Raw genomic sequence first — 25837 nt, 5'->3', positions numbered from 1 at the left:
GCAGATGCCCCTACCCAATGTCCGAGGGGAGTCCTACCCTCGGAGCCATGGAACGCACCGCTGCGCAGAGGGCCTTCGCGAACGTTCTCGTCAACACGCTCATCGCCAACGTGACGACGAGCTTCCTGTGGTTCGCGCTCACGTTCTGGGTCTACATCGAGACCCGGTCGGTGCTCGCCACGGGCATCATCGGCGGTGCGTACATGCTGTTCATCGCATTCTTCGCGATGATCTTCGGCACGATCGTCGACCGGCACCGCAAACACGCGGTCATGCTGATGTCGAGCGTGGTCTCGGCCGCGGCCTTCCTCGTCGCGGGCGTCCTGTACGTCTGGCAGCCCGAGTCCGCGCTGCTCGACCTCGGCGGGCCGTGGTTCTGGATCTTCTCGATCGTCATCCTCTTCGGCGGCGTGATCGAGCAGCTGCGCAACATCGCGCTCTCCACCACGGTCACGCTGCTCGTGCCGGAGGAGCGGCGGGCCAACGCCAACGGGCTCGTCGGCACGGTGCAGGGGCTGGCGTTCCTCGTCACGAGCGTGTTCTCCGGTCTGTCGATCGGCTTCCTCGGCATGGGGTGGACGCTCGGCATCGCCATCGCGGCCATGGTGCTGACTCTCGTGCATCTGCTCTTCATCCGCATCCCCGAGGGCGCCCCGACGCCCGATCCCGATGCGCCGAGCGCGCTCGACTTCCGCGGCAGCGTCGCGGCGATCAAGCTCGCCCCCGGACTCTTCGCGCTCATCGTCTTCTCCACGTTCAACAACCTCATCGGCGGCGTCTACATGGCGCTCATGGATCCGTATGGGCTCACATTGTTCGATGCGCAGATGTGGGGCTTCGCCCTCGCGTTCTCGTCGACGGGCTTCATCATCGGCGGGGCGTTGGTGGCGAAGTTCGGTCTCGGCGCGAAACCCATGCGAACGCTGCTCCTCGTGGTCATCGTGATGGGGCTGCTCGGCTCCCTGTTCATGCTGCGGGAGTGGTGGCCGCTGTACGTGCTGGGCATGTGGGTCTACATGGCCCTCGTCCCGCCTGCGGAAGCGGCCGAGCAGACCATCATCCAGAAAGTGGTCCGTTTCGACCGGCAGGGGCGCGTGTTCGGGGTCGCGGCTGCCATGGAGGCAGCGGCAGCGCCGATCACGGCGTTCCTCATCGCGCCGATCGCGGAGTTCCTCGTCATCCCGTACATGGACTCGTCGGCCGGTCAGCGGCAGTGGGGCTGGCTGCTCGGCGAAGGCGACGCCCGTGGCATCGCACTGATCTGCCTGTTCGCCGGGCTCATCATGGTCGTCGTAGGAGGACTCGCCTTCCTCACGAAGTCCTACCGCAGGCTCACCGACCTGTACGCCGACGCTCCCGCGCAGAATCCGCAGGCCGACGCGGGAGAACAGGCCGACGCGGGGGACCAGGCCGACGCGGGAGAACAGGCCGAGGTCGGAGAGAGGGCGGACGTCGCAACTGCGGCTGTCCCCGTGAATGCAGCTCTCCCCGGAGAGGCGACGGATGCCCGGGGCACCGCGTCGTCCGGAGCGTTCGTCGACCCGGTGTCGGCGCGGGGAGGCCGCGCATCCGCGGACGACTCGGCACCGCCGGATGGCGACCGTGTCCGGGACTGACCGCGACGCGCAGAGCGGCCAGGTGGCGGCCTTCCCCGCCCTCCGCATCGTCCCGGCGAACGAGGCGCGCTGGGATGACCTGCAGACGATCCTCACTGGTACGGCCGGTCGCTGCCAGTGCGAGCGCCAGCGTCTCGGCGACGGCGACTGGTGGCACATGCCCGTCGACGAGCGCCGAGACCTGCTGCGGAGCGAGGTGCACTGCGACGACCCGCGCTCGGCGGAGACGGTCGGCCTCGTCGCCTACCTCGGCGATGACCCCGTCGCCTGGTGCGCGGTCGACCGACGCCGCGTCTACGGGCGGCTCCGCGGGTCCTCGGTGCCCTGGAAGGGGCGGGACGAAGACCCGGACGACGACCGGGTCTGGGCGGTGGTGTGCCTGATCGTGCGCGCCGGATTCCGCGGTCGCGGCCTCACCCACCCTCTTGTCGCGGCCGCCGTCGAGCATGCCCGCGGACGCGGAGCGTCGGCGATCGAGGGGTACCCGATGCTCACGGGCGGATCGACCGTGTCATGGGGCGAGATGAACGTCGGATCGGTCGGGGCGTTCGCCGCCGCCGGCTTCGTCGAAGTGAGCCACCCCACCACCCGACGGCTCGTCATGCGCCGCGAACTCTGACGGCGCAGGCGTCCCGCCCGGGCTGCGGATCAGAGGTCGATGACGCGATCGTTCAGCGCGTCTGCATCGGCATCCCACAGAGCCGCCACGGCCGGGGCCAGCGTGTCGGCGTCGAGCGCCTTCGCCCGAAAGATCACGGAGGCGGCGCGCAGAGGCCCCCCGGCATCGCGCGCCGCCTTCGCGAACCCCTGCGCGACCGCGCGTCCCCAGGCTTCGCTCGCGGCCTTGACCGCGACGTAGTTCGCTCCTCCGGCGAGCGGCCGGGCCACCGCGGTCGACGACACGAGGGCGAAGCGCCCTGCGTCCGATTCCCGCAGAAGCGCCTCGAACGCCCGACTCGTGGCTCGCACGGCCTCGAAGGCCGGAAGGAGGGCGTGCAGATCCTCATCCGACTGTCCGACGAGGCCGCCACCGCCACGCCAGCCGCCCACCAGGGGGATGACGCCGTCGACAGCCCCCAGACCTGCCGCGAGCTCTCCCATCTCCGTCAGCGAGGTGGCGTCCGCGACCATCGTCTCGGCGCCGCGCTCACGGAGTACGTCGAGCCGATCCTCCGACCGGCCGGTCGCGATCACTCGCGCACCTGCCGCGACGAGCGCGGTCGTCACGGCGTGACCGGCCGCACTCGTGGCTCCGGCCACGACGACGGTACGACCATCGACGCTCATGTGCTCACCTTTCGCGGATGTCGGTCTGGTCCGATAGTCGATCCTGCGGCCATCCCCGGACGGGATGGCCGCAGAACCTCCGTTCGGCCGCAGAGCGCGGACCGAACCCCAGAAAGCGCGCTCCGACTCAGACGTCGGTGCCGCGGATGCCGACCGTCGACTCGATGACAGGTTTCATCTTCTTGTCGAGGGCCTCGAAGAACATGGACAGGGGGAACTCGTCGTCGAGCACGGCGTCGGTGTAGCCCTTGGGGGCGCCGGCGAGGATCTCGTCCGACAGCCCGCGTGCCCACTGCGATGCCGGGTGCGGGGTGAGCACCGAGCGCACGAGGTCGTACGCCGCGAGCCAGTGCGCCGTCTTCGGACGATCGATCGAGCGCCAGTACAGTTCGTCGATCGCGTCACCCAGGGCGACGACCGCGTCAGGAACGGCATCCCAGTCGAAAGCGAGGGCCGTGTCGGTCCAGTGCAGCACTCCGCGCTGGTGCAGCCACGCGAACAGCAGCTGGCCGCCGAGCCCGTCGTAGTTCCGCACCCGCGATCCGGTGATCGCGAACCGGAAGATCCGATCGAAGATCACCGCGTACTGCACGAGGTCGGCGTGCTGGAGCATCTCGTGCTCGGCGGCGGTGACGTCTTCTCCGGTCTCGACGCGGGCCGACAGGCCGCGCTGAATCTTCACCGACTCGCGGAACGCGGTCAGGTCGCAGCGCAGCTCCTCGAGCGAGTAGAGGAAGAACGGCATCCGCTGCTTGATCATGAACGGATCGAACGGCAGGTCGCCGCGCATGTGCGTGCGGTCGTGGATGATGTCCCACATCACGAACGCGCGCTCGGTGAGCGCCTGGTCGTCGAGCATCGCGGCGGCGCGCTCGGGCAGGTCGAGTTTCGTGATCTCGGCGGCGGCGCGGGTGACGCGGCGGTACCGGGCGGCCTCGCGGTCCTGGAAGATCGCGCCCCAGGTGAACGACGGGATCTCGCGCATCGCGACGGTCTCGGGGAACAGCACGGCGGAGTTGGTGTCGTACCCGGGCGTGAAGTCGACGAGGCGCAGCGAGACGAACAGCTTGTTGCCGTAGTCGCCTGCTTCGAGGGCGGCGATGAACTCCGGCCAGATCGTCTCGACGATGAGCGCCTCGACGAGACGATCACTCGACCCGTTCTGCGTGTACATCGGGAAGATCACGAGATGACGGATGCCGTCGACGCGGTGCTGCTGCGGCTGGAAGGCCTGGAGCGAGTCGAGGAAGTCGGGAGTGCCGAAGTCCTCGGCCGCCCAGCGTTCGAAGTCGACGGCGGATGCGGCGAGGTACTCGGCGTCGTGCGGGAAGGCGGGCGCCAGGGCGCGGATCGCGGCAACGACGGCGGAGACGAGGTCGCGCGCGGCCGCGTGATGTGCGGCATCGGGGATCGAACCGTCCTTCACCTGCATCTCGCGGATGGCGACGGCCGCGTCCTTGAGCTGCGCCCATGCGGCGGACTGCTCGGCGATCGACGCGTCCTCCACGACCTCGGGTTCGCCGACGATGGCCTGAGAATTCAGGGTGGGAGTGGACATGGAACCTCCGATCGGGGCAAATGGCGGAAAAATTCCGGTTGAATCGGAATCCCGACGATAATCTTACATCCATGGATGATTCTGTCGATCGCGCGATCCTGGCCGAGATCTCCCGTGACGGGCGCGCAACGCTCGCACAGCTGTCCGAGACGGTGGGATTGTCGGTGTCCGCCGTCCAATCGCGTCTCCGCCGGCTCGAGGGCCGCGGCGTCATCACCGGGTACCGCGCCGTACTCGACCCGGAGCAGGTCGGGGCCCCGCTCTCGGCGTTCATCGAGATCACGCCGCTCGACCCGGCGCAGCCCGACGATGCTCCGGAGCTGCTCGAGCACCTCACGGCGATCGAGGCCTGCCATTCCATCGCCGGAGACGCCAGCTACATGCTCTTCGTCCGCGTCGCCACGCCCCGCCATTTGGAGGAGCTCGTCCGCGATATCCGCCTCGCCGCGAACGTCAACACCCGCACGACGGTCGTGCTGCAGACGTACTACGAGCACCGGCCGATCGTCACCGTCACCGAGGGATAGTGCGCTGCGGTGGCGCCGCGATACTGTGACCGCAACCGACGCTCAGGAGCACTCATGTCATTCCAGGCCTACCTCGACAAGGTCGAGACCCAGACCGGCCTCACCCCTCGTCAGTTCATCGAACTCGCGAAGGAGAAGGGGTTCGACGAGACGACGAAGTCCACCGTCGTGCTGAACTGGCTCAAGGAGGAGTACTCCCTGGGGCACGGACACGCCCAGGCGATGGTGCACGTCATCCTCAAGGGGCCGAAGATCAGCGACAAGCACGTCGGCAAGGGCGGAGCGCACGGCGACAGGAGCGACACGCTCTGGCTCGACGGCAAGGACTCGAACCCGAACCCCTGACGCCCAGGGCGCGGTCTCCCCGCGCGCGGTCAACGACCGAGCGTGCGCTCCTCCTGACGAGCCGGGAAAGCCGTGGCCAGTAGGATTCCCTCCGTGGCAGCATCCTCCCAGCGCAAGAAGAAGAGCACGACGTCCTCGAGGACTCCCGCGCGCACGAGCGGCAACCCCGCGAAGAAGCCGATCGTCGAAGCCGGCCCCATCACGGCGCGGGATTGGATCGGCGCCGCCCGACTGCGCACCCTTCCGCTGGCGATCGCCCCGGTGGTCATCGGCACGGGCGCCGCCCGCAGCACGGGCCCCGAGTTCCATTGGGTCATCGCGCTCGCCTGCCTCGCGGTGGCGGTGCTGCTGCAGATCGGCGTGAACTTCACGAACGACTACAGCGACGGCATCCGCGGCACGGACGCTGTGCGCGTCGGGCCCGCCCGCCTCACGGCCTCCGGCCGCGTGAAGCCGCGCACCGTGCTGATCATCGGCCTCGTGTTCTTCGCCCTCGCAGCGGCCGTCGGCGTCGCGATCGTCATCCGCACGGAGCAGTGGTGGATGCTGGCGGTCGGCGTCGCATGCATCGTCGCCGCCTGGTTCTACACCGGGGGCAAGCGCCCGTACGGCTATTTCGGCCTCGGCGAGGTCTTCGTCTTCGTGTTCTTCGGGCTCGTCGCCACCCTCGGCACGACCTGGGTGCAGGTGTTCGAGCTTCCGCAGCAGGCCTGGCTCGGCGCCATCGCCGCCGGTCTGTTCGCCTGCGCGGTGCTGCTCGCCAACAACCTGCGTGACATCGATCAGGACCGCGTGGTCGGCAAGCGCACGCTCACCGTACTCATCGGTCGCCGCCCCACCCAGGTGCTGTTCACTCTTTTCGTGCTGGCGCCCTTCGGCATCCTGATCTTCCTCGCGCTGCTCTACCCGATCGCCTGGATCGGACTGCTCGCGTTGCTCTCGGGGCTGCCGGCGATCCTCATCGTCTGGACGTACCGTCAGCCGAAGGAGCTCGTCATCGCCCTCGCGCTCACGTCGTTGACCGCGCTCCTGTATGCGGGCGCCCTGTTCTGGGCCTTCGCCGGCTGATGCCGATCCGCCGGCTCCCGCCGGCTGGTCGGCACTCGCGACGAGCGCGGTCCGGTCGGGCCGGATCGGGTCGGGTCGGGCCGGGGCCGACTCAGGCTCGGTCGGTGTCGTCCGTGCGCCCGTCGATCGCAGCATCCTCGATGTCCGCGTCGGCCTGACCGGCGACGGGTCGTCCCGCGCGGCGCTCGTGGATGCGAGTCGAGGCGTTCGACAGCGGTGCGCGCAGGAAGATCAGCGAGATGCTGGCCCCGATGAGGGCGGCGAAGATCGCAGCGAGCCACCAGAACTCGCGGAAGATCGGGAAGAAGAACCACATCAGTGCGAGCGGAACGAGGAACGCCAGCAGCCGCAGCACGGTGTAGACGAGGAGAGGTGCAGGCTTCTTCACCAGGACAGTCTACGTTCGCGCGCCGATCAGCCGGCTGAGAGCCGGCAGGCTCATGACGTGAGCGAGGCGAGCGGGATGCCGCGCACGACGCGCCGCCACGGGTGCTCGCCGAGTGTCCACAGGTAGCCGGCGTCGAGGTCGAGGGCGAGGTCCTCGCACCCCACCGGCAACGGAACGGGGCTGCGCTCCAGCCGATCGCGCGAGCCCGTCCAGAGGCTGCCGGGGCGGAGCAGGTCGGACTGGGAAACGAAATGGCGCTCGCCCCAGCGCACTGCCCCCTGCATGCGCGGGATCCCGGGGGCTGTGCGCTCGACCTCGGTGAACCGGCCCTCGTCGCCCTCGGGAATCCTGAACTCGGCGATCCGACCGCCGTCGTCCTTCCGGTACTCGCCGATCAGCACGCGCGGCAGAGGCGACCCGTCGGCGTCGAACACCCGGCCGATGTACGAGCAGCGCAGCGCGACCGGGTGGACACGGGTGCGCACTGCGACGAGCGCCGTGACGCCGGCACCGCGTCTCGTCGATCCGGCGAGGCGTCGCGCGAGGGCCCCGCGCACGCGCCGGATTCGTGACAGGTCGAACTCCCAGATGCCCTCGTTCGTGGCGGCGACGAACAGCCGGTCATCGAACCAGGCGAGACCCCCGGCGTGGACCGGGGCCGGCCGCAGCTCGCCCTCCTCCTCGACGGCGAGCAGCACGTCGAGGTGTCGGGAGCGGTCGAGGTCGACGAGAGCGACGCGCGAGGCGAGGTGGTGGCCGTCGAGCCGCTGCCGGAACCAGCTCACCGCGAGGGTGCGCCGGCCATGCCACTCGCCGAGGTCGACGCCCTGCGGGTACCAGCGTCTGGTCCACGAGCGCGCGGTCAGCCAGCGCAGGTCGACCGTGTCGCGACGCTTCTGCCGCACGGGGCGCCAGAGGGTTCCGAACGGCCAGAGCATTCCCCCATCGTCGCCGATCGGCCCGCCGCGCGCGAGTGCCACGGGGCGTGTCCGGAATCCCTCATGGCCGTCAGGATCGCGGGGCGAGGATCGACGGCGGGTTCTCGTCGTTCCATCGCTGGAAGGTCTGCAGGAGCCAGAACCAGGCGAAGAGCAGCAGCGCCGCGGCCTCGCCGATCAGCAGGGCCGGGGTCTCGCCGAACACCTGACGGAACAGCACCGCCGTCACGAGGAACACCAGGTCGGCGATCAGCAGCCCGGCGATCCACCGGTAGGTCGCGCGCTGACGCGGCGTGGGCGGGGTCTCGCCGGGTTCGAGCGGCCCACCCGCGTAGAGGAGCGGCACCGCGGCGAAGACGCCGAAGAAGGCGAGCGTGACCACGAAGTGGATGCTGTGCACGGGCCAGAAGTTGAAGGGGAAACGGTCGTTCAGCGACGGGACGAACGCAAGCGCCGAGACGACGGATGCCGTCACGACGGCGATGACCGAGACGAGCACGGCTGCGCGGTTCGGAGTGCGCGTGCGCGCCCGGATCACGGCCGTCACGACGACCGTCGCGGCCACGGCGATCGCGTACACGGCCACTCCCGCCTTCGCCGACTCGATCGCTCCGCCCGGGATGCAGTCCATGGCGGCGGGGCACGGGAGATGGCCCTCGGCCCGGGAATCGGCGATGCCCGTCGGCACGATCGCGATGAGCGGTGCGAACACCGCGCATACGTCGAGCAGGGTCGCCGCGCGCGTGCGACCGGACAGTGCGAGCAGCGCCACGGAGGCCGCGATCAGAGACCCGACGAAGACATCGCGCACCGGGGTGTAGAACGCGTGACTGATCGACGCGAGCGGATGCCAGCCGAACTGCAGCGGCTGCCAGGTCACCACGACGCTCTGCAGCGTGACGGCGGCCAGCAGGGCGAAGACGACGAGCACGAGCGACAGTCGCAGACACCGGTGGGTCTTCTGGCCGGTCGTGACGGAGACGGGGGAAGCGGCCATGGTCGTGACGGTACACCGAACCCGCCGACGTCGCCGGACTCGTGCGGCGTCGCAGAACGTCGACGATCGTCACACGCCGACACGGGCGGTAAATCGGCGGAACGATCATGGTGCCCGGGGTGGCGCCCGGGTAACGTCGACCCCATCGCGGCGATCCGGGTGGTCCCGGGCCTCAGCTCATAACTGACGGCGTTGCGGGTTCGACTCCCGCCGTCGCGTCCACTTCTCAGGGCGCCTGCGCGATCTGATATCTCGGGTCGCATATGGGCTCGGATCCACGGCGCTCTTAGGATCCGACGGTGGCCGACATCTACCTTTACGCCGATGAGACAGGAAACCTCGACTACGGAGCGGTCGCGTCGCCCACCGAGTCAGGTTATTTCGGGTTCGGCACCGCCAACGCTACGACTACGTGCGCGCGAGAGGGCAGATCTATCTTTACAAGCTCGCCTGGTATCTGCATATCAAGGAAGTGGTTCTCAGGGTGTCGTCGTCAGCTGACCGCGTGGTGATCATCGCGGGCAGCTTCGGCACCAAGACGAGAGCGTCGCAGGCGCGTGAGGCGATCCAAGACGTGTGCGATCAGATCGATCGCCGGATCACGCTCTGCATCTGGGACGCTTCGACATCCTGGGGGCTGCAGGTCGCAGACTATGCGCTGTGGGGAGTGCACCGTCACCTTGTCGGCAAGGGTGGTGCGTGGTTTCGGGAATCCGTGAAGCCATCTTTGGCTACGACGTTCACGCCCTGGGGAACCGGCTGAAGAAGTGTGCCGGCTATCCCCTCAGGGAAGAGATCCCCTGGACCTCTTCTCGCCGGCGGGGCCAGCGTACCAGAACCGTCCGACAATGCGTCGGTGATGTGCTCGTCGGTCCTCAGCGTCCCTCGAGGCGCTTCTCGACCTGCTCCCAGCCGCCCTCGAGCACGGCGAAGCCGGCATCGAGCGTGGCGAGCTGATCATCGCTGTCGGTGACGAGCAACTGCATCTGCAGCACGAAGCGGGCGAAGACGCGCAGCTCGGGAGTGGGTGCATCGAGGCCGAGCTCGTCGGCGATCGCCTCGGCGAGAGCATCCTCATGTCGCAGCCACATCTTCGCCGCGTACTCGCGCAGGGCCGGTGTCTCGTTGAGGAAGCGCATGAATGTGCGGGCGACGTCCTCGCCGTGCTCGTCGAGGTTGACGCCGATCTCGCCACGGTAGAAATCGTGGATGGATCGGCTGATCGACACCCCGTCTGCGCGATCGCGTACGGCGGCCACGAGACGGTCGCGCTGCTCGTCGTCCTCGTCGAAGACGAGGGCCTCCTTCTGCGGGAAGTGCGCGAAGACGGTCGTGGGGGAGACGTCGGCGGCGTCGGCCACCTCTCGGATGCTGACGTTGTCGAAGCCGCGCTCCAAGAACATCATGGTCGCCACGTCGGAGATGTTCTTGCGCGTGGCGGCCTTCTTGCGTTCGCGGCGGCCCATCGGCTCGGCGGTCGTCATGCCGGCAGTCTATCGCGAACTCGGTGCGAAACTGGCTTGACACCAAACCTGGTATTGATACAGTTACGGAGTGACTTCACTCAACACGTCTGCGCGCGGCGGAACGCGCGCCTGGGTCATGCTCGTCACGCTGACGCTGCTCACCGTGATCGGCATGACCGTCGTCCTCCCCGTACTGCCCTTCGTGGTGCTCCAGTACGTCGACCACGAGCACGACCTCGCCCTCTGGGTCGGCGTGCTCGAGGCGATCAACGGCCTCTGCGCGTTCCTCGTCGCCCCCTTCCTCGGCCGCCTCTCCGATCGATTCGGCCGCCGACCGATCATCATCGCCGCGGCATTCGGCGCCGCTTTCTCGATGGCGCTGTTCGGCATCGGCGGCGCGATCTGGGTGCTGGTGCTCGCCCGTGTCATCCAGGGCCTCACGGCCGGCGACATGCCCGCCCTGTTCGCCTACCTCGCCGACATCACCCCGCCCGAGAAGCGCGCGCAGCGGTTCGGCCTCCTCGGAGCGCTCTCCGGCATCGGCATGATGCTGGGCCCGGCCATCGGCGGTCTCCTCGCGGCGGTGAGCCTGCAGCTGCCCGTGTTCCTCACGGCCGCCGTCTCACTCGTCATTGCGGTCCTCAGCCTCTTCCTGCTGCCTGAAAGCCTGAAGCCCGAGAACCGCATCGCCGTCATCCGCGCGCGCGACGTGCAGCCCTTCGCGGTGTTCAAGGAGGCCTTCGGGCGCACGGAGCTCCGCGCTCTCATGATCGGCTTCGGCCTGCTGGCTCTGCCGTTCGGCTTCTTCGTCAACAACTTCAGCGTGCTCGCGCTCGACTCGATCCAGTGGGGTCCGACGCAGATCGGGCTCCTCACGGCCGCCGTCGGCATCATCGACATCCTCATCCAGGGCGTGCTGCTCGGCATCCTGCTCCCGCGCATCGGCGAACGAGGAGTGATCGTGAGCGGGATCGTCGCGCAGATGATCGGCCTCGCCGGCCTCGCGATCGTCGCCTCGATACTCGCCCAGCCCTGGGTGTTCATCGTCGGCGCGCTGCTGCTCGCAGCCGGTCAGGGCGCCTCGCAGGCCGCGATGGACGGCGCCATGTCGAACGCGGTCGGCGACGACGAGCAGGGCTGGCTCGGCGGTGCGACTCAGTCGCTCAACGCCGCGATGAGCACCGTGGCCCCGCTCATCGCCGCCGCGCTCTACACGACGGTCAGCCACGCCGCGCCCTACTGGCTGGGTGTCGCGATCATGCTCGTCGCGGCGGTCGTCGTGTGGCGCGCCCACATCGCGAACACCGCCAAGGGCGGCTCGGCTCCCGCCGACACGGGCGCGACGACGGCCGACGCGCCGGCCGAGCCCCCAGTGCCGATCGCGCGCTGAACGCCGGTGTCGGGGGCGCGGTCAGACGGTCCGCCAGCTGTGGTCCGTGATCGCCGCCCCCGCCTGCGGGCCCATCTGCAGCATCCCGCCGTCGATGGCGATCGACGCTCCCGAGATGTAGGCCGCCTCCGGCGAGGCGAGGAAGGCGATCAGTGCTGCGACCTCGCGCGCGTCGCCGGGTCGCCCGAGCGGGATGCCCGGTCGGTCGACCGTGTGCGGATCGACGTCGTCGTTCCCCGTCATCGGCGTCGCGATCTCACCCGGCGCGACGCTGACCGCGCTGATGCCGTGGGCGCCCAGCTCGAGGGCGAGGTTCTTCATCAGGCCGCCCAGCCCGTGCTTGGCGGCGTCATAGGCGCTCGCGCCGACCATGGGCTGATGCTCGTGCACGCTGGTCACCGCTATCAGGCGTCCGCCGTGTCCCGCGGAGACCATGGCCCTGGCTGCGCGCTGCAGGCAGACGAAGGCGCCGGTCAGATCGGTGTCGACGACGCGATTCCAGTCGTCGAGAGACAGGTCGAGGAACCCGGTGCTCGCGCCGGTGCCGGCGTTGTTCACGAACACGTCGACGCCGCCGAGCTCGGCGATCAGGCCGTCGATCACGTCGCCGCACGCGGGGATGTCGGAGACGTCGAGCTGCGTCACCACCGCCCGTGAGCCGTGGGCCCGCACCTCGGCCGCCGTCTCCTCGGCCCCTGCCTGATCGGAGTGCCAGGTGATGCCGACGTCGATGCCGGCGGCAGCGAGGGCGACGGCCGTCGCGCGTCCGATCCCCGAGTCCGCCGCCGTCACGATCGCGCGTCGCGCCTCTGCCTCGATGCCCGTGCTCATCATCCTGCTCCTCACTCGTCGTCGTTGTCGTCGACCGTAGGAGCCCGCGGTCGTGCGGCCGAGCGGGTTGACGTGGCACGGATGCGGCGCTAGCGGGCGACGAGCGGGATGATGGATGCCATGGCCGCACCGCTCCGCCCCGGCCTCCGCGTCTCGCCGGGGCTCACCATCCCCGAGACCGAGCTGTCGTGGCGGTTCTCGCGGTCATCCGGTCCAGGAGGCCAGGGCGTGAACACTGCCGACTCGCGGGTCGAGCTCAGCTGGGACGTCGGTGCGAGCCCCGTCCTCACCCCTGTCCAGCGGGACCGTCTGCGCGACAGGCTCGCCGCGCGGCTCGTCGGCGGTGTCGTCACGATCGCGGCATCCGAGCACCGCGCCCAGCTCCGCAACCGGGATGCCGCGCGCCAGCGCCTCGCCGCTCTGGTCGCCTCCGCTCTTCAGCCGCCGGCTCCGCCGCGACGCCCCACGAAGCCGAGCCGTGGGTCGAAGGAGCGACGGCTGACGGCGAAGCACCGGCGCACCGATGTGAAGCAGATGCGGCGCCGGCCGCGCGACGTCTGACGCGCGTCGCAGTTATGCACCCGCGTCGCAGGACCCCGCCGAGAACCTGCGACGCGGTCGCACATCTGCGACGCGAGCGTACGCCCGCCGTCAGTCCTTCCCGCCGCCCCGGACGAGCTCGAGCCCCGCGCCGGCGAACTGCCGCAGCGTGGCGTCGGGCAGGAACGCGCGGGTCAGGGCAGGGCCGATGGCGGCGAGGTCGCTCTCGTCGCGGAACAGCAGGTACATGGTCTCGTAGCGCGGGTGGAACTTCTGCTTGAAGCGATGCAGCGAACCGAACCCGTACACCGGTTCGAGCGCCTCGGCGAGGCGGTCACTGAGCGCCGCGATCATCCCGGCATCCGGCGGATAGTCGTGCGCGAGCGGGGCGCCGGAGAGCGACATGATCTGCGCCCCCTCATCCGAGAACTGTCTGGCCGACGACCCGATGAGGTACTCCATCACGGGTCCGAAGCCGCCGTCTCGTCGGCGCATGAGGTCGAGCGTCCACCCGCGCACCACGCCGCCTTCGCCGTACACCGGCAGCCATGACAGGAACCCGTCGACGTCGCCGTTCGGCGCGAGCGCGAGGGCGAGGCGCACCTCGGGGTCCTCCGCCTCCTCCAGGGTGCCGAGGGTGAAGCGCATCTCCGGCAGATCCTTGTCGCCCACCCAGGCCTCGGAGATCGCTCGCAGCTGCTGCTGCACGCCCCAGGACTCGGCCTTGAGCGTGGTCATCCGGAAGGTCATCTCCTCGCGTCCTGCCCGGTTCAGCGAGCTGCGCACCGAGTTCCAGCGCTTGCCGGTGAACTCGAGCCCCGGCAGGTCGACGATCGTGTCGTCGGCGACCACGAGCGAGCGCCACCCGTCAGGCACCGCGTCGCGGGTGGCGTCGTCGGCGCTGAAGAAGCACGGCACGAGTCCGGCCTGCTCCGCCGTGCGGACGAAGTCCGTGACCGCCTCGCTCCGCCCTGCGGCCGGTCCGATCGGGTCGGCGAGCGCGAGCGCCACCCCTGCCCGTCGCTGATAGGCGACGATGCCGCCGCCGGCGAGCCGGGCGTAGCTGTTGCCCTCCCATGTCGTCATCCACGAGAGCGTTCCGCCGCCGTGCGCGCGCAGCGCGGTCTTGACGTCGTCGACCGTTGGTGCCGGTTGGATGCCGAGAAGCGAGCGTCGCTTCGCGCGGAACGCCCGCCGCACGCCGATGAGGTAGGCGAGCATGATGATCCACAGGAAGCCGTTGGCGAGCGTGAGCTCCGTCTCGCCGTCCCACCGGAAGTCGACCTGCGCCTGGCTGAACACCGTGATGAGCGTGAGCACGAGTGCGGCGGTCAGCACGTTGAAAACGCCGAGCAGGATGGCGAGCACCCAGGCGAAACGGCGCCCGCGGCGCAGGCCGTTCACGAGCACGAGGATCACCACGACGTCGATCGCGAGATCGACGAAGCCACCGGAGGCCGGCTCGGTGAGGCCGAACGGGCCGTCGGTCGCGATGAGCGTCGTGATGATCTCGACCGCACCGAGCACGAGGATCGCCACCACGGCGACCAGGCGCTGCTCGCGCACGGTCGTGCGCGCGACGCGCAGCGAGCGGTCCACCACGAGGATCAGCAGCACGGCGAGCAGGTGCTCGAGGTCAGCGACCTTGCCCCAGAAGAGCATCGCGATGAAGACGAAGCCGAGCAGGATCAGCCATCCTCGCACGCGCCACGGCGGGCGGAACCGTCCGACGGCGGCAGCGATGCATGCCATCGCGCCGCCTGATGCACCGACATCGAGCGCCTGGGCCTGCGCGCTCGCCCACGCCCACGGGAACTGCGCGAGTGCGAACAGCAGCAGAGCGGTGGCGAGGATCGCGAACAGCTGACCCGTCCAGTAGTAGGCCAGGGCGACGCGGCTCCCGCGTGTGTACTCGAGGTACGCCATGCCCCAGAACCCCGCGATGGTGAACACGTACACCCACGGCTGGTTCACGAAGAAGGTGCCGGTGAGCGGCGTCCACCACTTCCCGTCGGCGAGGTTGGGCAGGCCGTAGGCGACCGAGCCGAAGAGAGAGGAGTCCTCGAACGGGCGCCAGAGGCCCTGCCAGACCACCCCCGCCAGGAGGATCAGCAACACCATCGTCAGCGTCGCGGGGATGCGCCGGACGACGGACAGGACGGGATGCGGAGTGCGGCGCGCCTCGGTCATGCGCTCAGCGTAGCGACGGGGGTGCGGTGGCGGGAGGTGACTGTGGATGCCGGTCGGCGCCGGCCCCTTGTCGCGACGACGGGCGCCGCGTTGGATGGGGGCATGCCCTCCGATCATGATCCGCCCCTCGCGCGTCGCGCGCTCGCCGCCGCCGCCACGGCATCCGTCCTCCTTCTCGCAGCGTGCGCCGCCGAGCCCCGCCCGGCATCGACCGCCCTGTCCGACACCGTCGCCGATCGCCTCGAGGCCCCCTGGTCGGTCGCGTTCCACGAGGGCGTCGCACTCGTGAGCGAGCGGGACAGCGCCCGCATCCTCGAACTCGGAGACGACGACCAGCGCGAGGTCGGCACGATCGAGGGCGTCGCCCACGGCGGAGAGGGCGGGCTGCTCGGCATCGCCGTGCACGAGGGCGAGCTGTTCACCTACTTCACCGCGGAGGGCGAGAACCGCGTCGAACGGCGCGAGATCAGCGGCGACGCCGGTGCCCTCGAGCTCGGACCCGCCGTGACGGTGATCGACGGCATCCCGTCGGCGCGCACCCACAACGGCGGTCGCATCGCGTTCGGGCCGGACGGGATGCTGTACGTCACCGCCGGCGACGCCGGCGACCGAGACAGTGCGCAGGATCCGGACGCCCTGTCCGGGAAGATCCTGCGACTCGCTCCCGACGGGGCGGTGCCGGACGACAACCCGTTCGACGATTCCCCGGTGTGGAGCCTCGGGCACCGGAATCCGCAGGGCATCGCGTGGGATGCCGACGGCACGATGTACGCCAGCGAATTCGGGCAGGACACCTGGGACGAATTGAACGTCATCGAACCGGGCGGCAACTACGGGTGGCCCGAGGTCGAGGGCATCGCCGAGGACGACGACTTCATCGACCCGGTGCAGCAGTGGGAGCCGAATGCCGCGAGTCCGAGCGGCATCGCGGTCGTCGGGGCGGACCTCCTGATCGCCAACCTGCGCGGCGAGCGGCTCCGCATCGTCCCACTCGACGGCCTCTCGTCGAGCACCGAGCTGGTGAGGGGAGAGCTGGGCAGGCTGCGCGACGTCGTCGCAGCACCCGACGGCGTCGTCTGGGTCGTCACGAACAACACCGACGGGCGGGGGAGTCCGCAGGACGGCGACGACCGGATCGTACGGATCGAGATCGACTGAGGGTCCTGCTTCGCCAGGCCGATGCACCCGATGCACCCGATGCCCTCGAGACACGGAAGGATGGGAGCGACCCACTTCCCCGCCAAGGAGCCCGCATGAGTCTCGCCGCATCCTTCGACGCCGTCGACGTCGACCACCTCCGCCGGATCGGCGGACTCAAGTGGTCGATGTTCCCCGATGCGGTGGGGGCGTTCGTCGCGGAGATGGACTTCGGCGTCGCGCCGGGCATCTCGCGCGCCGTGCACTCCGCCGTCGACCAGGGGCTGTTCGGATACCTGCCGTCCGCGGTGTCGGACGAGATGTCGCAGGCGGCCGCCGAGTGGATGCGCGACGTCTACGGATGGGCCGTCCCGGCATCCGACGTCCACCCGATCGCCGACGTCATCCAGGGGCTCGAGCTCGCGATGCAGCACTTCTCGCGCCCTGGGTCGCCGGTCATCGTGCCGACGCCCGCGTACATGCCGTTCCTGACGGTTCCCGAGGCTGCGGGGCGCGAGGTGATCCAGGTGCCGATGACCGTCGTCGACGGACGCTACGCGCTCGATCTCGACGGCATCGACGCCGCGTTCCGCGCCGGCGCCGGTCTGCTCATCCTCTGCAACCCGTACAACCCGGTGGGGCGCGTCTTCGAGCGCGACGAACTGCTCGCGGTGAGCGAGGTCGTCGCGCGTCACGGCGGGCGCGTGTTCTCGGACGAGATCCATGCCCCGCTCGTCTACGCCCCCGGCGCGCACGTGCCGTACGCGTCGGTCTCGGATGCCGCGGCGTCGCACACCATCACCGCGACCTCCGCCTCGAAGGCGTGGAATCTGCCCGGCCTGAAGACCGCGCAGCTCATCCTCACCAACGAAGCGGACCGCGCCGTCTGGGAACCGATCGGCATGATGGCGTCGCACGGCGCGAGCAACCTCGGGGTGATCGCGAACACCGCCGCGTACCGCGACGATCGCGCCTGGCTCGCCGAGGTCGTGCAGTACCTCGACGGCAACCGTCGCTTCCTCGGCGAGGCGCTCGCCGCGCGCATCCCCGAGATCGCGTACCGCGCTCCGGAGGGCACGTACATCGGGTGGCTCGACGCGAGGGCGCTCGACCTCGGCCAGGCGCCGGCCGAGTTCTTCCGCGAGCGTGCGGGCGTCGTCCTGACCGACGGATCGGCCACCGGGGTCGCCGGGGTCGGCTTCATGCGGTTCGTGTTCGCGACACCCCGTCCGATCATCGAGCAGGCGGTCGATCGCATGGCCGAGGCGCTGAAGGCACGCTGAGAGGGTCTCGGACCGTCTAACGATCCGGCCTCGGTGGGCCGGCGGACGCCCGTCCCCGAGCCGCCGTCCGTCCGCGCATCTAGACTGGAGACGTGGCGAGACTGTTGATCGTGGGCGGCTTCCTGGCCGCTGTGTTCTGGGTGTACAGCATCGTCGACTGCGCCGTGCAGCCGTCGACGCGACACCGGGGTGTGCCGAAGGCCGCCTGGATCGCGATCGTCGTGCTGATCCCGGTCATCGGCGGCATCCTGTGGTTCACGATCGGCCGTCGCCGCGCGAACGACAAGGGCGCCATCCGCACGGTCGCGCCGGACGACGACCCCCAGTTCCTCCGCAGCATCAGCAAGAGCGAGCAGGATGCGCGCATCCGCCGCCTCGAGGAGGAACTCGCCCGCCTCGACGACGAGACCGACGACGGCGCCGCGCCGGACCCGCGTCCGTGACCTCGTCGCCGGCGACGGATGCCGCGGCATCCCTCATCGCGGAGCTCGTCGGTCACGGTCTCCGCGACATCGTCCTCTCGCCGGGGTCCCGCTCTCAGGCGCTCGCGCTCGCGGCGGTGCGCGCGGCCGACGACGGCGCGCTGCGCGTGCACGTGCGGATCGACGAGCGCGTCGCCGGCTTCACCGCGCTGGGACTCGCGAGGGAGAGCGGCGTCCCCGCTGCGGTGATCTGCACCTCGGGCACCGCGGTCGCGAACCTGCTCCCCGCGGCTCTCGAGGCGTTCCACTCCGGCATCCCCCTGCTGCTGCTGACCGCCGACCGCCCGCCCGAGCTGCGCGGAGTCGGCGCGAACCAGGCGACGATCCAGCCCGGGATGTTCTCCCCGTGGGTGCGCGACGAGATCGATGCGCCCGTGCCGGGCGACGGCGACTGGACGGGTCTCGGCGCTCACGCGGTCGCCGTGGCCATGGGGGCGGATGCCGCGCACGGCCTCCCCGGAGTGGCCGGACCCGTGCACCTCAACCTGCCGTCCCGCGAGCCGCTGTCGGGTGAGCGGCCCGAGCTGCCGCTCGTGCAGGGCGATGCGCCGCGCCGCGCGTCGGGGGAGCCGCTCGTCGTCGACCGAGGCCTGCGCACGGTCGTCATCGCCGGCGCGGATGCCGGACCGGATGCCGAGGAGATCGCACATGCGGGGTCCTGGCCACTCATCGCCGAGATCGTCAGCGGTGCGCGCTTCGGCCGTCACCTCGTGCACGGGTACCGTGCCCTGCTCGGTGAGCCCGAGCTCGGCGGCCGGATCGAACGAGCGATCGTCCTCGGTCACCCGACGCTCAGCCGCGAGGTGGCCCGTCTGCTGTCGCGCGCCGACGTCGAGGTCATCGCCGTTCGGCACGGCGGTGAAGAGCTCGACCTCAACGGGCGCACCACCTCTGCCGCGGCGGTGTCGGTCGCGGCGGGAGACGCCGACCGGGCGTGGCTCGGTGCGTGGCTCACGGCGTCCGCCGCGCAGGTGATCGACCTCAGCGAGGGCGCGCCGGATCAGGGCGGCCTCTCCTCGGCGGATCCGGCTGCACGACGCGAAGCGGTGCAGGCGGAGCTCGCGGCGGTCCGACGGCCGCTCGACCGCGAGCTGCTCGTCGATGCGGTGTGGCGCGCGACGTGGCCGCACGACCGGCTCGTCTTCGGCTCGTCGCGCCTCGTGCGCGTCGCCGACGCGGTGCTCGGGGGTAAGAAGGTGCCCGTGCACGCGAACCGCGGACTCGCCGGCATCGACGGCACGATCGCCACGGCCACGGGTGTCGCCCTCGCGAGTCAGGCGGGCGGGGCGCCCGGAGTGACTCGGGTGCTGCTGGGCGACCTCGCCTTCCTCCATGACGTGGGTGCGCTGCTGCTTCCGCCCGACGAGTCGGAACCTCGACTCCAGGTCGTCGTCGGAAACGACGGGGGCGGCACGATCTTCGACGGTCTCGAGGTCGCAGGCACCGCGGGCCGTGCCGCACTCGACCGGGCCTTCTACACGCCCCACACCGTGCGTCTCGAGCATCTCGCTCGCGCGTACGGCTGGGAGTACCAGCGGATCACCACGCGTGCGGCGCTCGATCAGGCGCTCACGACGCCCGCCGGCGGCCGTCAGCTGATCGAGGTCCCACTGGCTCGGTGATCCGGTCACCCACCCCCTGTCGCCGGGCGGTGGCAGGATGGGCGCATGAACGCGCACTCCTGGTCCCGCACCCTGCAGGTGGGCGACGGCTTCCGCCTCGCCGACGTCGACCCGTCGAGCACGCCGGGGTATCACGGCCGCAAGTCCGACGGACGGCGTGATCTCGCGACGGGACTCGACGAACTGAACGGTCTGCAGGAACGCCTGTTCGCCGAGAGTCGGGTGGGGGTCGCGACCGATTCGGTGCTGCTGATCCTCCAGGCGATGGACTCCGCGGGCAAGGGCGGCATCGTGCGGCACGTCGTCGGCGGCGTCGACCCGCAGGGCGTCGCGCTCACCGCATTCAAGGCTCCGACGCCCGAGGAGCTCTCGCACGACTTCCTGTGGCGGGTCGAGCGGGGGCTGCCCGAGCCCGGGTTCATCGGGGTGTTCGACCGCTCGCATTACGAAGACGTGCTGATCGGCCGGGTGCGGCAGCTCGCGGCAGCGGACGAGATCGAGCGACGCTACGGCGCGATCAACGAGTTCGAGCAGCGCGTCGCGGCATCCGGAACCCGCATCGTCAAGGTCATGCTCCACATCTCGCGCGACGAGCAGAAGTCGCGCCTCATGGAGCGCCTCGAGCGTCCGGACAAGCACTGGAAGTACAACCCCGGCGACGTCGACGAACGGATGCTGTGGCTGCAGTACATGGAGGCATACCAGGCCGTCTTCGACCGCACCTCCACCGAGGCCGCTCCCTGGCACGTGGTCCCCGCGGATCACAAGTGGTACGCGCGGCTCGCCGTGCAGGAGCTGCTGCTCGACGCGATGCAGCGGATCGATCCGCAGTGGCCGGCCGCCGACTACGACGTCGAGGCCGAGAAGAAGCGCCTCGCAGCGAGCTGACCGCGCGCGGTGTCCCCTCCCGGGTCGAGCGTGGAGCGCAGCGACGAGGCGGATCGCGCCGCTCAGGCCAGCGCGTCGACCAGGGGTCGGAACTTCACCCGTGTCTCCAGCAGCTCCGATTCCGGATCGGAGCCGGCGACGATCCCGGCGCCGGCATACGCCGTGACGGCGATGTCGTCGTCGTCGGTCGTGAACTGCGCGCAGCGCAGCGCGATCGCCCACTCGCCGTTCCCGTGCGCGTCGACCCAGCCGACGGGGCCCGCGTAGCGGCCTCGGTCGAAGGGCTCCAGCTCGCGGATCGTCGCGATCGCGGCCGGGGTCGGCGTCCCGGCGACCGCGGCTGTCGGATGCAGCGCACCGACCAGGTCGAGCGACGACCCGCCGTCGGCGAGCTCGCCCTCGACGTCGGTCGCCAGGTGGAAGAGGTTCGGCAGCTTCAGCAGGAACGGCTGCTCGCTGGCCGCGAGCGCCCTGGTGTGCGGCCGCAGCGACGCGAGCACGCTCTGCACGGCGTACTGGTGCTCGTCGAGGTCCTTCGTGCTGGACGCCAGATGAGCGGATGCCGCGGTGTCGGCGTCGGCATCCGCTCCCCGTCCGATCGTGCCGGCCAGCACCCGCGCGGTGACGGTGCGCTGCTGCACGGTGACGAGCGTCTCGGGGCTCGCGCCGATGAGTCCGTCGACCGCGAACGCCCAGGTGTCGGGGTAGCCGGTGGACAGAGCGCGGACGAGGCGCCGCAGGTCTGAACCGGCCGGGATGCTGCCGGTGAGGTCGCGGGCGAGCACCACCTTGCTCACCTCGCCGTCGGCGATGCGCGTGAGCGCACGACGGACCGAATCCTGGTATCCCTGCGGACTCTGCGCCCCCGGTCCGACCGTCCCCGCCCAGTGCGGTCCGTAGGGGCGGGTCGCGGCCTCGGCGGCGGGACGGTCGTCGCCGGAGTCATCGTCGGAGCGGATGCTGGTGAGCCAGGTGCGGCCGCGGTGGCGGCCGATCACGAGCGCGGGGACCACGAGCACGCTGTCGGCGGCCGAGTCCTCGTCGAAGGCGAGCGCGCCGAAGGCCACGAGGCCGGTGCCGGGCAGGGTGAGGGGGTCGTCGATGTCGGCGGCGGCGCTGAGCTCGCGCCACGCGTCGGCGATCACGGCGGAGCGAGGGCGACCGGTGCCCGCGGGAACCGTGATGGTGTGCACGGCCTCGTGACCGACGGCGACGATCCCGTCGCCACGTCGCAGCCAGGCGAGCGGACGGGCGGGGTCGGCGTAGGCCAGGGGGTCTTCGATCGGGTCGATCTCTCGGGTCCGCACGACCAGCCTGCTGCTCACCCTCTCAGCCTAGTTCGACGCCGGAGGTCGGGGCCGCGCCGCCCCCCCCGGTCGTCGAGCGAGCGCAGCGAGACGGAACGCGCTCACGTTCTCGGCCTACGCTGAAGGCATGAGCGATGCCCGCCCCGCGCTTGGCGCCGAGATGATCTTCCAGTGGCGCAAGTGGGACGGCTCGCCGCACTGGCGCCACGAGTGCGTCTACCTCGGCGCCGACGAGTGGGGCGATTGGCTCGGTCAACCCATCGGCTGGCCGAGCGCGCGGCCGGGTGCGTCGTTCATCGCCGAGACCCCGAACGTGACGCTGATACCTCGACGAACGGACTACGCGCTCACGGTGAATCGCGATCACCCGCGGGGGATGCGCGTGTACATCGACCTCGGCTGGGACGTGCGGTGGACGGACGATCCCCTCCTCGCGACCGGCATCGACATGGATCTCGACGTCGTGCGGGTGGTCGGCGACCGGGGCACGTGGGTCGACGACCGCGACGAGTGGGCCGAGCACAGCGTGCGGTTCGGCTATCCCGCGCCGGTGCGGGAGCAGCTCGAAGCACTCGCCCTCGACCTCGAGCAGGGGGTGCGGACGCAGGTCGCTCCCTTCGACGACGCGACGGCCGACGCCTGGCTGGATCGGCTGGAGGCTCTGGGGCTGGCGCCCAGGCCCCGCGCCTAGACTGGACGCGTGACCCCGAACGATGACAACCGCGCCGACCTCGGCAAGGACCCCTCCCGCGTGAGCGGCATGTTCGACCAGGTCGCCGCAGGCTACGACCGCACGAACACCGCGATGACCGTCGGCAACGACGCGCTGTGGCGCGCCGCCACGACGCGGGCCGTCGCCCCGAAGCCGGGCGAGAAGATCCTCGACCTCGGCGCGGGTACGGCGTCGTCCTCGGCATCCCTCGCTCGCAGCGGCGCCGAGGTGGTGGCCGCCGACTTCTCGCCGGGCATGCTGGCCGAGGGGCAGCGCCGCCACGGGCGGATGCGCAATCTCTCGTTCGTCCAGGCCGATGCGACCGATCTCCCGTTCGCCGACGACGAGTTCGACGCCGTGACGATGTCGTACGCGCTCCGCAACGTGAACGACCCGAAGAAGGCGCTGCGCGAGCTGTTCCGCGTCACGAAGCCCGGCGGTCGTCTCGTGGTCAACGAGTTCTCGACGCCCCCGCGTCCGCTCTTCCGCTCCGCGTACCGCTTCTACAACGCGCGAGTACTCCCTCGAGTGGCCCGCGTCGCCGGCACCAACGGCGCCGCCTACGACTACCTCAACGAGTCGATCAGGGAATGGCCCGATCAGAAGACTCTCGCGGCCTGGATCCGGGATGCCGGGTGGGCGGACGTCGCCTACCGCAACCTCTCCTTCGGCATCGTCGCCCTGCACCGCGCGCGCAAGCCCGAGTCCGGCGCCTCCGCGTGACCGCGACGCGCGAACCGGCACGGCTGACGACGGTAGGCTGAACTCGTGACTTCGAGCCGCGTTGCCCCGGGTTCGCGACTGGCGAGCCGTCTCGGTTTCAGTGACCGTGTCTTCATCGGCACCGCCGGCCGCCGCGTCGCCCAGGCCATCGAAGACGGGCTGGAGCTCGTCGAGACCGGCCTCGCCGAAGATGTGCGCGTCGCCGACCCGCTGGCCGACGCCGCGAGCCGGTACCTGTACGAGGCCGGCGGCAAGCGCATCCGCCCCGTGCTCACCCTGCTCGCCGCGCAGCTGGGCGACGGCAACACCGCGCAGGTGATCGACGTCGCGAAGGCGCTCGAGATCACACACCTGGGCTCGCTGTACCACGACGACGTCATGGACGGAGCCGACCGTCGCCGCGGTGTCCCTGCAGCGCAGACCGTGTGGGGCAACAACATCGCCATCCTCACCGGCGACATCCTCTTCTCCCGCGCGAGCCAGCTCATGTCGCGCCTCGGCGAGCGGGCGATCCGGCTGCAGGCCGACACGTTCGAGCGCCTCGTGCTCGGTCAGATGCACGAGACGATCGGTGCGCAGCCCGACGACGATCCGATCGACTTCTATCTCCAGGTTCTCGCCGACAAGACCGGCTCGCTCATCTCCGCGGCCACGCAGGGCGGCGTCATCTTCTCCAATGCGCCGGCGGAGTACGAGGAGCCGCTGCGCGTCTACGGCGAGAAGATCGGCGTGGCATTCCAGCTGCTCGACGACGTCATCGACCTCTCGGCGAAGCCCGAGGACACGGGCAAGGTGCCGGGCACCGACCTGCGTGCCGGCGTGCCGACCATGCCGTACCTGCTGCTGAAGGCCGAGACCGACGCGGCGTCGATCGACCTCGCTGAGCGGATCGACGACGGAGTGGCGCGCATCGCGGCCGGTGAGGACCCGTCGATCCTCGACGACGCGCTCGCCGAGCTCCGCGATCACGCAGGCACCGAGAAGACTCTGGCGCTCGCGCATTCCTGGACCCGCGACGCGATCGCCGCGCTCACGGCGCTTCCCCGCGGAACCGTGCGCGAGGCGCTGACCCGCTTCGCCGAGACCCTCGTCGAACGCTCCAGCTGACGATGCGCGGCCACGAGGCCGCCCGCGCCGGACGTGACGGCATACGAAAGGATCACCATGACCAAGCTCAGACTGGCCATCGTCGGGGCGGGCCCCGCCGGGATCTATGCGGCCGACATCCTGCTGAAGGCCGAGCGCAAGTTCGACGTCTCCATCGACCTGTTCGAGCAGCTGCCGGCCCCGTACGGCCTGGTCCGCTACGGCGTGGCCCCCGACCACCCGCGTATCAAGGGCATCATCACGGCGCTGCGCGACGTGCTCGACCGCGGTGACATCCGGCTGTTCGGCAACGTCCGCTTCGGCGAGGACATCACGTTCGACGACCTCAAGAAGCACTACAACGCGGTGATCTTCGCCACAGGCGCCATCCGCGACACCACGCTCGACATCCCGGGCATCGACGCGGTCGCCTCGTACGGCGCGGCCGACTACGTGAGCTGGTTCGACGGCCACCCGGACGTGCCCCGCGAGTGGCCGCTGGATGCGGCATCCGTCGGCGTGCTCGGCAACGGGAACGTCGCGCTCGACGTCGCCCGGATGCTCGCCAAGCACGCCGAGGACCTGCTGGTCACCGAGGTTCCCGAGAACGTCTACGAGGGACTGCAGGCGAGCCAGGTCACCGATGTGCACGTCTTCGGACGCCGCGGGCCGGCCCAGGTGAAGTTCACCCCCCTCGAGCTGCGCGAGCTCGGCGAGCTCCGCGACGTCGACATGGTCGTCTACGACGAGGACTTCGACTACGACGAGGCGTCGAGGGATGCCGTCGCCAGCAACAAGCAGGTCATGGTCATCGATCGTGTGCTGCAGTCGTGGCGCAAGCGCGACTCCGCGAACAACGCCGGCGGCACGGCATCCCGCCGCCTGCACCTGCACTTCTGGGCTCGTCCCGTCGAGGTGCGCACCGACGAATCGGGCCGTGTGGCGGCGCTCGTCTACGAGCGCACGAAGCCGGACGGCCAGGGTGGTGCCGTGGGCACGGGGGAGATGCGCGAGGTGCCGCTGCAGGCGCTCTACCGCGCGATCGGCTACTTCGGTTCGCCGCTGCCCGGCGTGCCCTTCGACAAGAAACACGGCGTGATCCCGAACCGCGAGGGCCAGGTGCTGGCGAAGGACTCGAATCAGCAGCTGCCCGGCGTGTACGCGACCGGCTGGATCAAGCGCGGCCCGGTCGGCCTCATCGGCCACACGAAGTCGGATGCCATGGAGACCGTCCGCCACATCATCAACGACCAGGGCTCGTGGTGGCACCCGGAGGACCCGTCTGAGGATGCGGTCGTCGCACTGCTGCAAGAGCGTGGCGTGAAGTGGACCGACCTCGACGGCTGGCACCGCCTCGACGAGCACGAGATCGGCCTCGGCGCGCCGCACGAGCGTGCCAGGGTGAAGGTCGTTCCCCGCGACGAGATGGTGCGCGTCTCCCGCGGCGAGTGACCCT

The 25837-nt window shown here is 70.2% G+C and carries 26 protein-coding genes and 1 tRNA gene; 18 read left to right on the top strand and 9 right to left on the bottom strand.

The features are described from left to right. Window positions 1-47: 47 nt before the first annotated feature. Both FSY98_RS04625 and FSY98_RS04620 read left to right on the top strand, forming a co-directional pair. Window positions 48-1616 carry an MFS transporter gene (locus tag FSY98_RS04625; RefSeq protein WP_260857278.1) on the top strand — a complete coding sequence of 523 codons (1569 nt, stop codon included), beginning with the start codon at window positions 48-50 and terminating at the stop codon, window positions 1614-1616. Then, on the top strand, window positions 1603-2235 hold the full coding sequence (locus tag FSY98_RS04620) for a GNAT family N-acetyltransferase (RefSeq protein ID WP_260857277.1): 633 nt from the start codon (window positions 1603-1605) through the stop codon (window positions 2233-2235). The genes FSY98_RS04625 and FSY98_RS04620 overlap by 14 nt, the downstream gene beginning before the upstream one ends. 29 nt (window positions 2236-2264) lie before the next feature. Here the strand turns inward: FSY98_RS04620 and FSY98_RS04615 are convergent, their stop codons facing one another. After that, window positions 2265-2903 carry an SDR family NAD(P)-dependent oxidoreductase gene (locus FSY98_RS04615; protein ID WP_144874372.1) on the bottom strand — a complete coding sequence of 213 codons (639 nt, stop codon included), beginning with the start codon at window positions 2901-2903 and terminating at the stop codon, window positions 2265-2267. A 127-nt stretch (window positions 2904-3030) separates the two neighbouring features. Continuing rightward, on the bottom strand, window positions 3031-4461 hold the full coding sequence (locus FSY98_RS04610) for a DUF6421 family protein (protein WP_144874371.1): 1431 nt from the start codon (window positions 4459-4461) through the stop codon (window positions 3031-3033). Between the two features lie 71 nt (window positions 4462-4532). On the opposite strand from FSY98_RS04610, the gene FSY98_RS04605 reads away from it, so the two are divergent. The 3 genes from FSY98_RS04605 (at window position 4533) to FSY98_RS04595 (ending at window position 6401) form a co-directional block, all read left to right on the top strand. Further along, on the top strand, window positions 4533-4988 hold the full coding sequence (locus tag FSY98_RS04605) for an Lrp/AsnC family transcriptional regulator (protein WP_144874369.1): 456 nt from the start codon (window positions 4533-4535) through the stop codon (window positions 4986-4988). A gap of 54 nt (window positions 4989-5042) precedes the next feature. Then, window positions 5043-5333, top strand: coding sequence for a DUF4287 domain-containing protein (locus FSY98_RS04600; protein ID WP_144874367.1), 291 nt, complete (start codon window positions 5043-5045; stop codon window positions 5331-5333). 93 nt (window positions 5334-5426) lie between these two features. Then, window positions 5427-6401 carry a 1,4-dihydroxy-2-naphthoate polyprenyltransferase gene (locus FSY98_RS04595; protein WP_144874365.1) on the top strand — a complete coding sequence of 325 codons (975 nt, stop codon included), beginning with the start codon at window positions 5427-5429 and terminating at the stop codon, window positions 6399-6401. Window positions 6402-6492: 91 nt separating this feature from the next. Here FSY98_RS04595 and FSY98_RS04590 read toward each other — a convergent pair whose 3' ends face one another. The 3 genes from FSY98_RS04590 to FSY98_RS04580 all read right to left on the bottom strand — a co-directional run bounded on the left by FSY98_RS04590 (window position 6493) and on the right by FSY98_RS04580 (window position 8724). After that, window positions 6493-6789: a DUF4229 domain-containing protein gene (locus FSY98_RS04590; protein ID WP_144874363.1), complete on the bottom strand. Its 297-nt coding sequence runs from the start codon at window positions 6787-6789 to the stop codon at window positions 6493-6495. A 50-nt stretch (window positions 6790-6839) separates the two neighbouring features. Continuing rightward, window positions 6840-7727 (bottom strand): hypothetical protein, encoded by an 888-nt coding sequence (locus FSY98_RS04585; RefSeq protein ID WP_144874361.1) that lies wholly within the window; start codon window positions 7725-7727, stop codon window positions 6840-6842. Between the two features lie 70 nt (window positions 7728-7797). Beyond that, entirely contained in the window at window positions 7798-8724 is a 927-nt protein-coding gene (locus tag FSY98_RS04580) for a hypothetical protein (protein WP_144874359.1), read from the bottom strand. Between the two features lie 146 nt (window positions 8725-8870). On the opposite strand from FSY98_RS04580, the gene FSY98_RS16625 reads away from it, so the two are divergent. Continuing rightward, window positions 8871-8946: transfer RNA gene (locus FSY98_RS16625), tRNA-Met, on the top strand. A gap of 190 nt (window positions 8947-9136) precedes the next feature. Continuing rightward, complete coding sequence (locus tag FSY98_RS04575; RefSeq protein WP_222119110.1) at window positions 9137-9487, top strand: DUF3800 domain-containing protein; 351 nt, start codon at window positions 9137-9139, stop codon at window positions 9485-9487. 112 nt (window positions 9488-9599) lie between these two features. Here FSY98_RS04575 and FSY98_RS04570 read toward each other — a convergent pair whose 3' ends face one another. Beyond that, the gene (locus tag FSY98_RS04570; RefSeq protein ID WP_144874357.1) at window positions 9600-10208 is read right to left on the bottom strand and encodes a TetR/AcrR family transcriptional regulator; all 609 of its coding nucleotides are present in this window, start codon (window positions 10206-10208) and stop codon (window positions 9600-9602) included. Window positions 10209-10278: 70 nt separating this feature from the next. On the opposite strand from FSY98_RS04570, the gene FSY98_RS04565 reads away from it, so the two are divergent. After that, a complete protein-coding gene (locus FSY98_RS04565; protein ID WP_260857276.1) occupies window positions 10279-11580 on the top strand; it encodes an MFS transporter in 1302 nt (433 codons plus the stop codon). Window positions 11581-11601: 21 nt separating this feature from the next. Here the strand turns inward: FSY98_RS04565 and FSY98_RS04560 are convergent, their stop codons facing one another. Next, window positions 11602-12411, bottom strand: coding sequence for an SDR family oxidoreductase (locus tag FSY98_RS04560; RefSeq protein ID WP_144874355.1), 810 nt, complete (start codon window positions 12409-12411; stop codon window positions 11602-11604). Window positions 12412-12531: 120 nt separating this feature from the next. On the opposite strand from FSY98_RS04560, the gene arfB reads away from it, so the two are divergent. Further along, window positions 12532-12972, top strand: a complete 441-nt coding sequence (arfB, locus tag FSY98_RS04555; RefSeq protein WP_144874353.1) for an alternative ribosome rescue aminoacyl-tRNA hydrolase ArfB — start codon at window positions 12532-12534, stop codon at window positions 12970-12972. 90 nt (window positions 12973-13062) lie between these two features. On the opposite strand, the gene FSY98_RS04550 is transcribed toward arfB, so the two are convergent. Continuing rightward, window positions 13063-15141, bottom strand: coding sequence for a bifunctional lysylphosphatidylglycerol flippase/synthetase MprF (locus tag FSY98_RS04550; RefSeq protein ID WP_144874351.1), 2079 nt, complete (start codon window positions 15139-15141; stop codon window positions 13063-13065). A 102-nt stretch (window positions 15142-15243) separates the two neighbouring features. Between FSY98_RS04550 and FSY98_RS04545 the strand changes: the two genes are divergently transcribed. The 5 genes from FSY98_RS04545 to FSY98_RS04525 all read left to right on the top strand — a co-directional run bounded on the left by FSY98_RS04545 (window position 15244) and on the right by FSY98_RS04525 (window position 20553). Further along, window positions 15244-16299 carry a sorbosone dehydrogenase family protein gene (locus tag FSY98_RS04545; protein WP_144874349.1) on the top strand — a complete coding sequence of 352 codons (1056 nt, stop codon included), beginning with the start codon at window positions 15244-15246 and terminating at the stop codon, window positions 16297-16299. Between the two features lie 95 nt (window positions 16300-16394). Next, complete coding sequence (locus FSY98_RS04540) at window positions 16395-17561, top strand: MalY/PatB family protein (protein WP_144874347.1); 1167 nt, start codon at window positions 16395-16397, stop codon at window positions 17559-17561. Between the two features lie 92 nt (window positions 17562-17653). Continuing rightward, window positions 17654-18004, top strand: a complete 351-nt coding sequence (locus FSY98_RS04535) for a PLD nuclease N-terminal domain-containing protein (protein ID WP_144874345.1) — start codon at window positions 17654-17656, stop codon at window positions 18002-18004. Beyond that, window positions 18001-19665 carry a 2-succinyl-5-enolpyruvyl-6-hydroxy-3-cyclohexene-1-carboxylic-acid synthase gene (gene menD / locus FSY98_RS04530; protein WP_144874343.1) on the top strand — a complete coding sequence of 555 codons (1665 nt, stop codon included), beginning with the start codon at window positions 18001-18003 and terminating at the stop codon, window positions 19663-19665. Before FSY98_RS04535 ends, menD begins: the two co-directional genes overlap by 4 nt. A gap of 45 nt (window positions 19666-19710) precedes the next feature. Beyond that, window positions 19711-20553 carry a polyphosphate kinase 2 family protein gene (locus tag FSY98_RS04525; RefSeq protein WP_144874341.1) on the top strand — a complete coding sequence of 281 codons (843 nt, stop codon included), beginning with the start codon at window positions 19711-19713 and terminating at the stop codon, window positions 20551-20553. Between the two features lie 62 nt (window positions 20554-20615). Here the strand turns inward: FSY98_RS04525 and FSY98_RS04520 are convergent, their stop codons facing one another. Beyond that, window positions 20616-21878, bottom strand: coding sequence for an isochorismate synthase MenF (locus FSY98_RS04520; protein ID WP_144874339.1), 1263 nt, complete (start codon window positions 21876-21878; stop codon window positions 20616-20618). Between the two features lie 109 nt (window positions 21879-21987). On the opposite strand from FSY98_RS04520, the gene FSY98_RS04515 reads away from it, so the two are divergent. Genes FSY98_RS04515 through FSY98_RS04500 form a run of 4 tightly spaced genes read left to right on the top strand, consistent with a single transcriptional unit; the run spans window position 21988 to window position 25833 of the window. Then, window positions 21988-22551: a hypothetical protein gene (locus FSY98_RS04515; protein WP_144874337.1), complete on the top strand. Its 564-nt coding sequence runs from the start codon at window positions 21988-21990 to the stop codon at window positions 22549-22551. Window positions 22552-22560: 9 nt separating this feature from the next. Then, window positions 22561-23295 (top strand): class I SAM-dependent methyltransferase, encoded by a 735-nt coding sequence (locus FSY98_RS04510; RefSeq protein ID WP_144874335.1) that lies wholly within the window; start codon window positions 22561-22563, stop codon window positions 23293-23295. Between the two features lie 45 nt (window positions 23296-23340). After that, the gene (locus FSY98_RS04505) at window positions 23341-24402 is read left to right on the top strand and encodes a polyprenyl synthetase family protein (protein WP_144874333.1); all 1062 of its coding nucleotides are present in this window, start codon (window positions 23341-23343) and stop codon (window positions 24400-24402) included. A gap of 57 nt (window positions 24403-24459) precedes the next feature. Beyond that, complete coding sequence (locus tag FSY98_RS04500; RefSeq protein ID WP_144874331.1) at window positions 24460-25833, top strand: FAD-dependent oxidoreductase; 1374 nt, start codon at window positions 24460-24462, stop codon at window positions 25831-25833. Window positions 25834-25837 lie beyond the last annotated feature (4 nt).

Source organism: Microbacterium sp. 1.5R (assembly GCF_007667425.1).
Taxonomy (GTDB): Bacteria; Actinomycetota; Actinomycetes; order Actinomycetales; family Microbacteriaceae; genus Microbacterium.
Note: the sequence above shows the minus strand (reverse complement) of the source record. Positions and strands in the feature narration are given on the sequence as shown.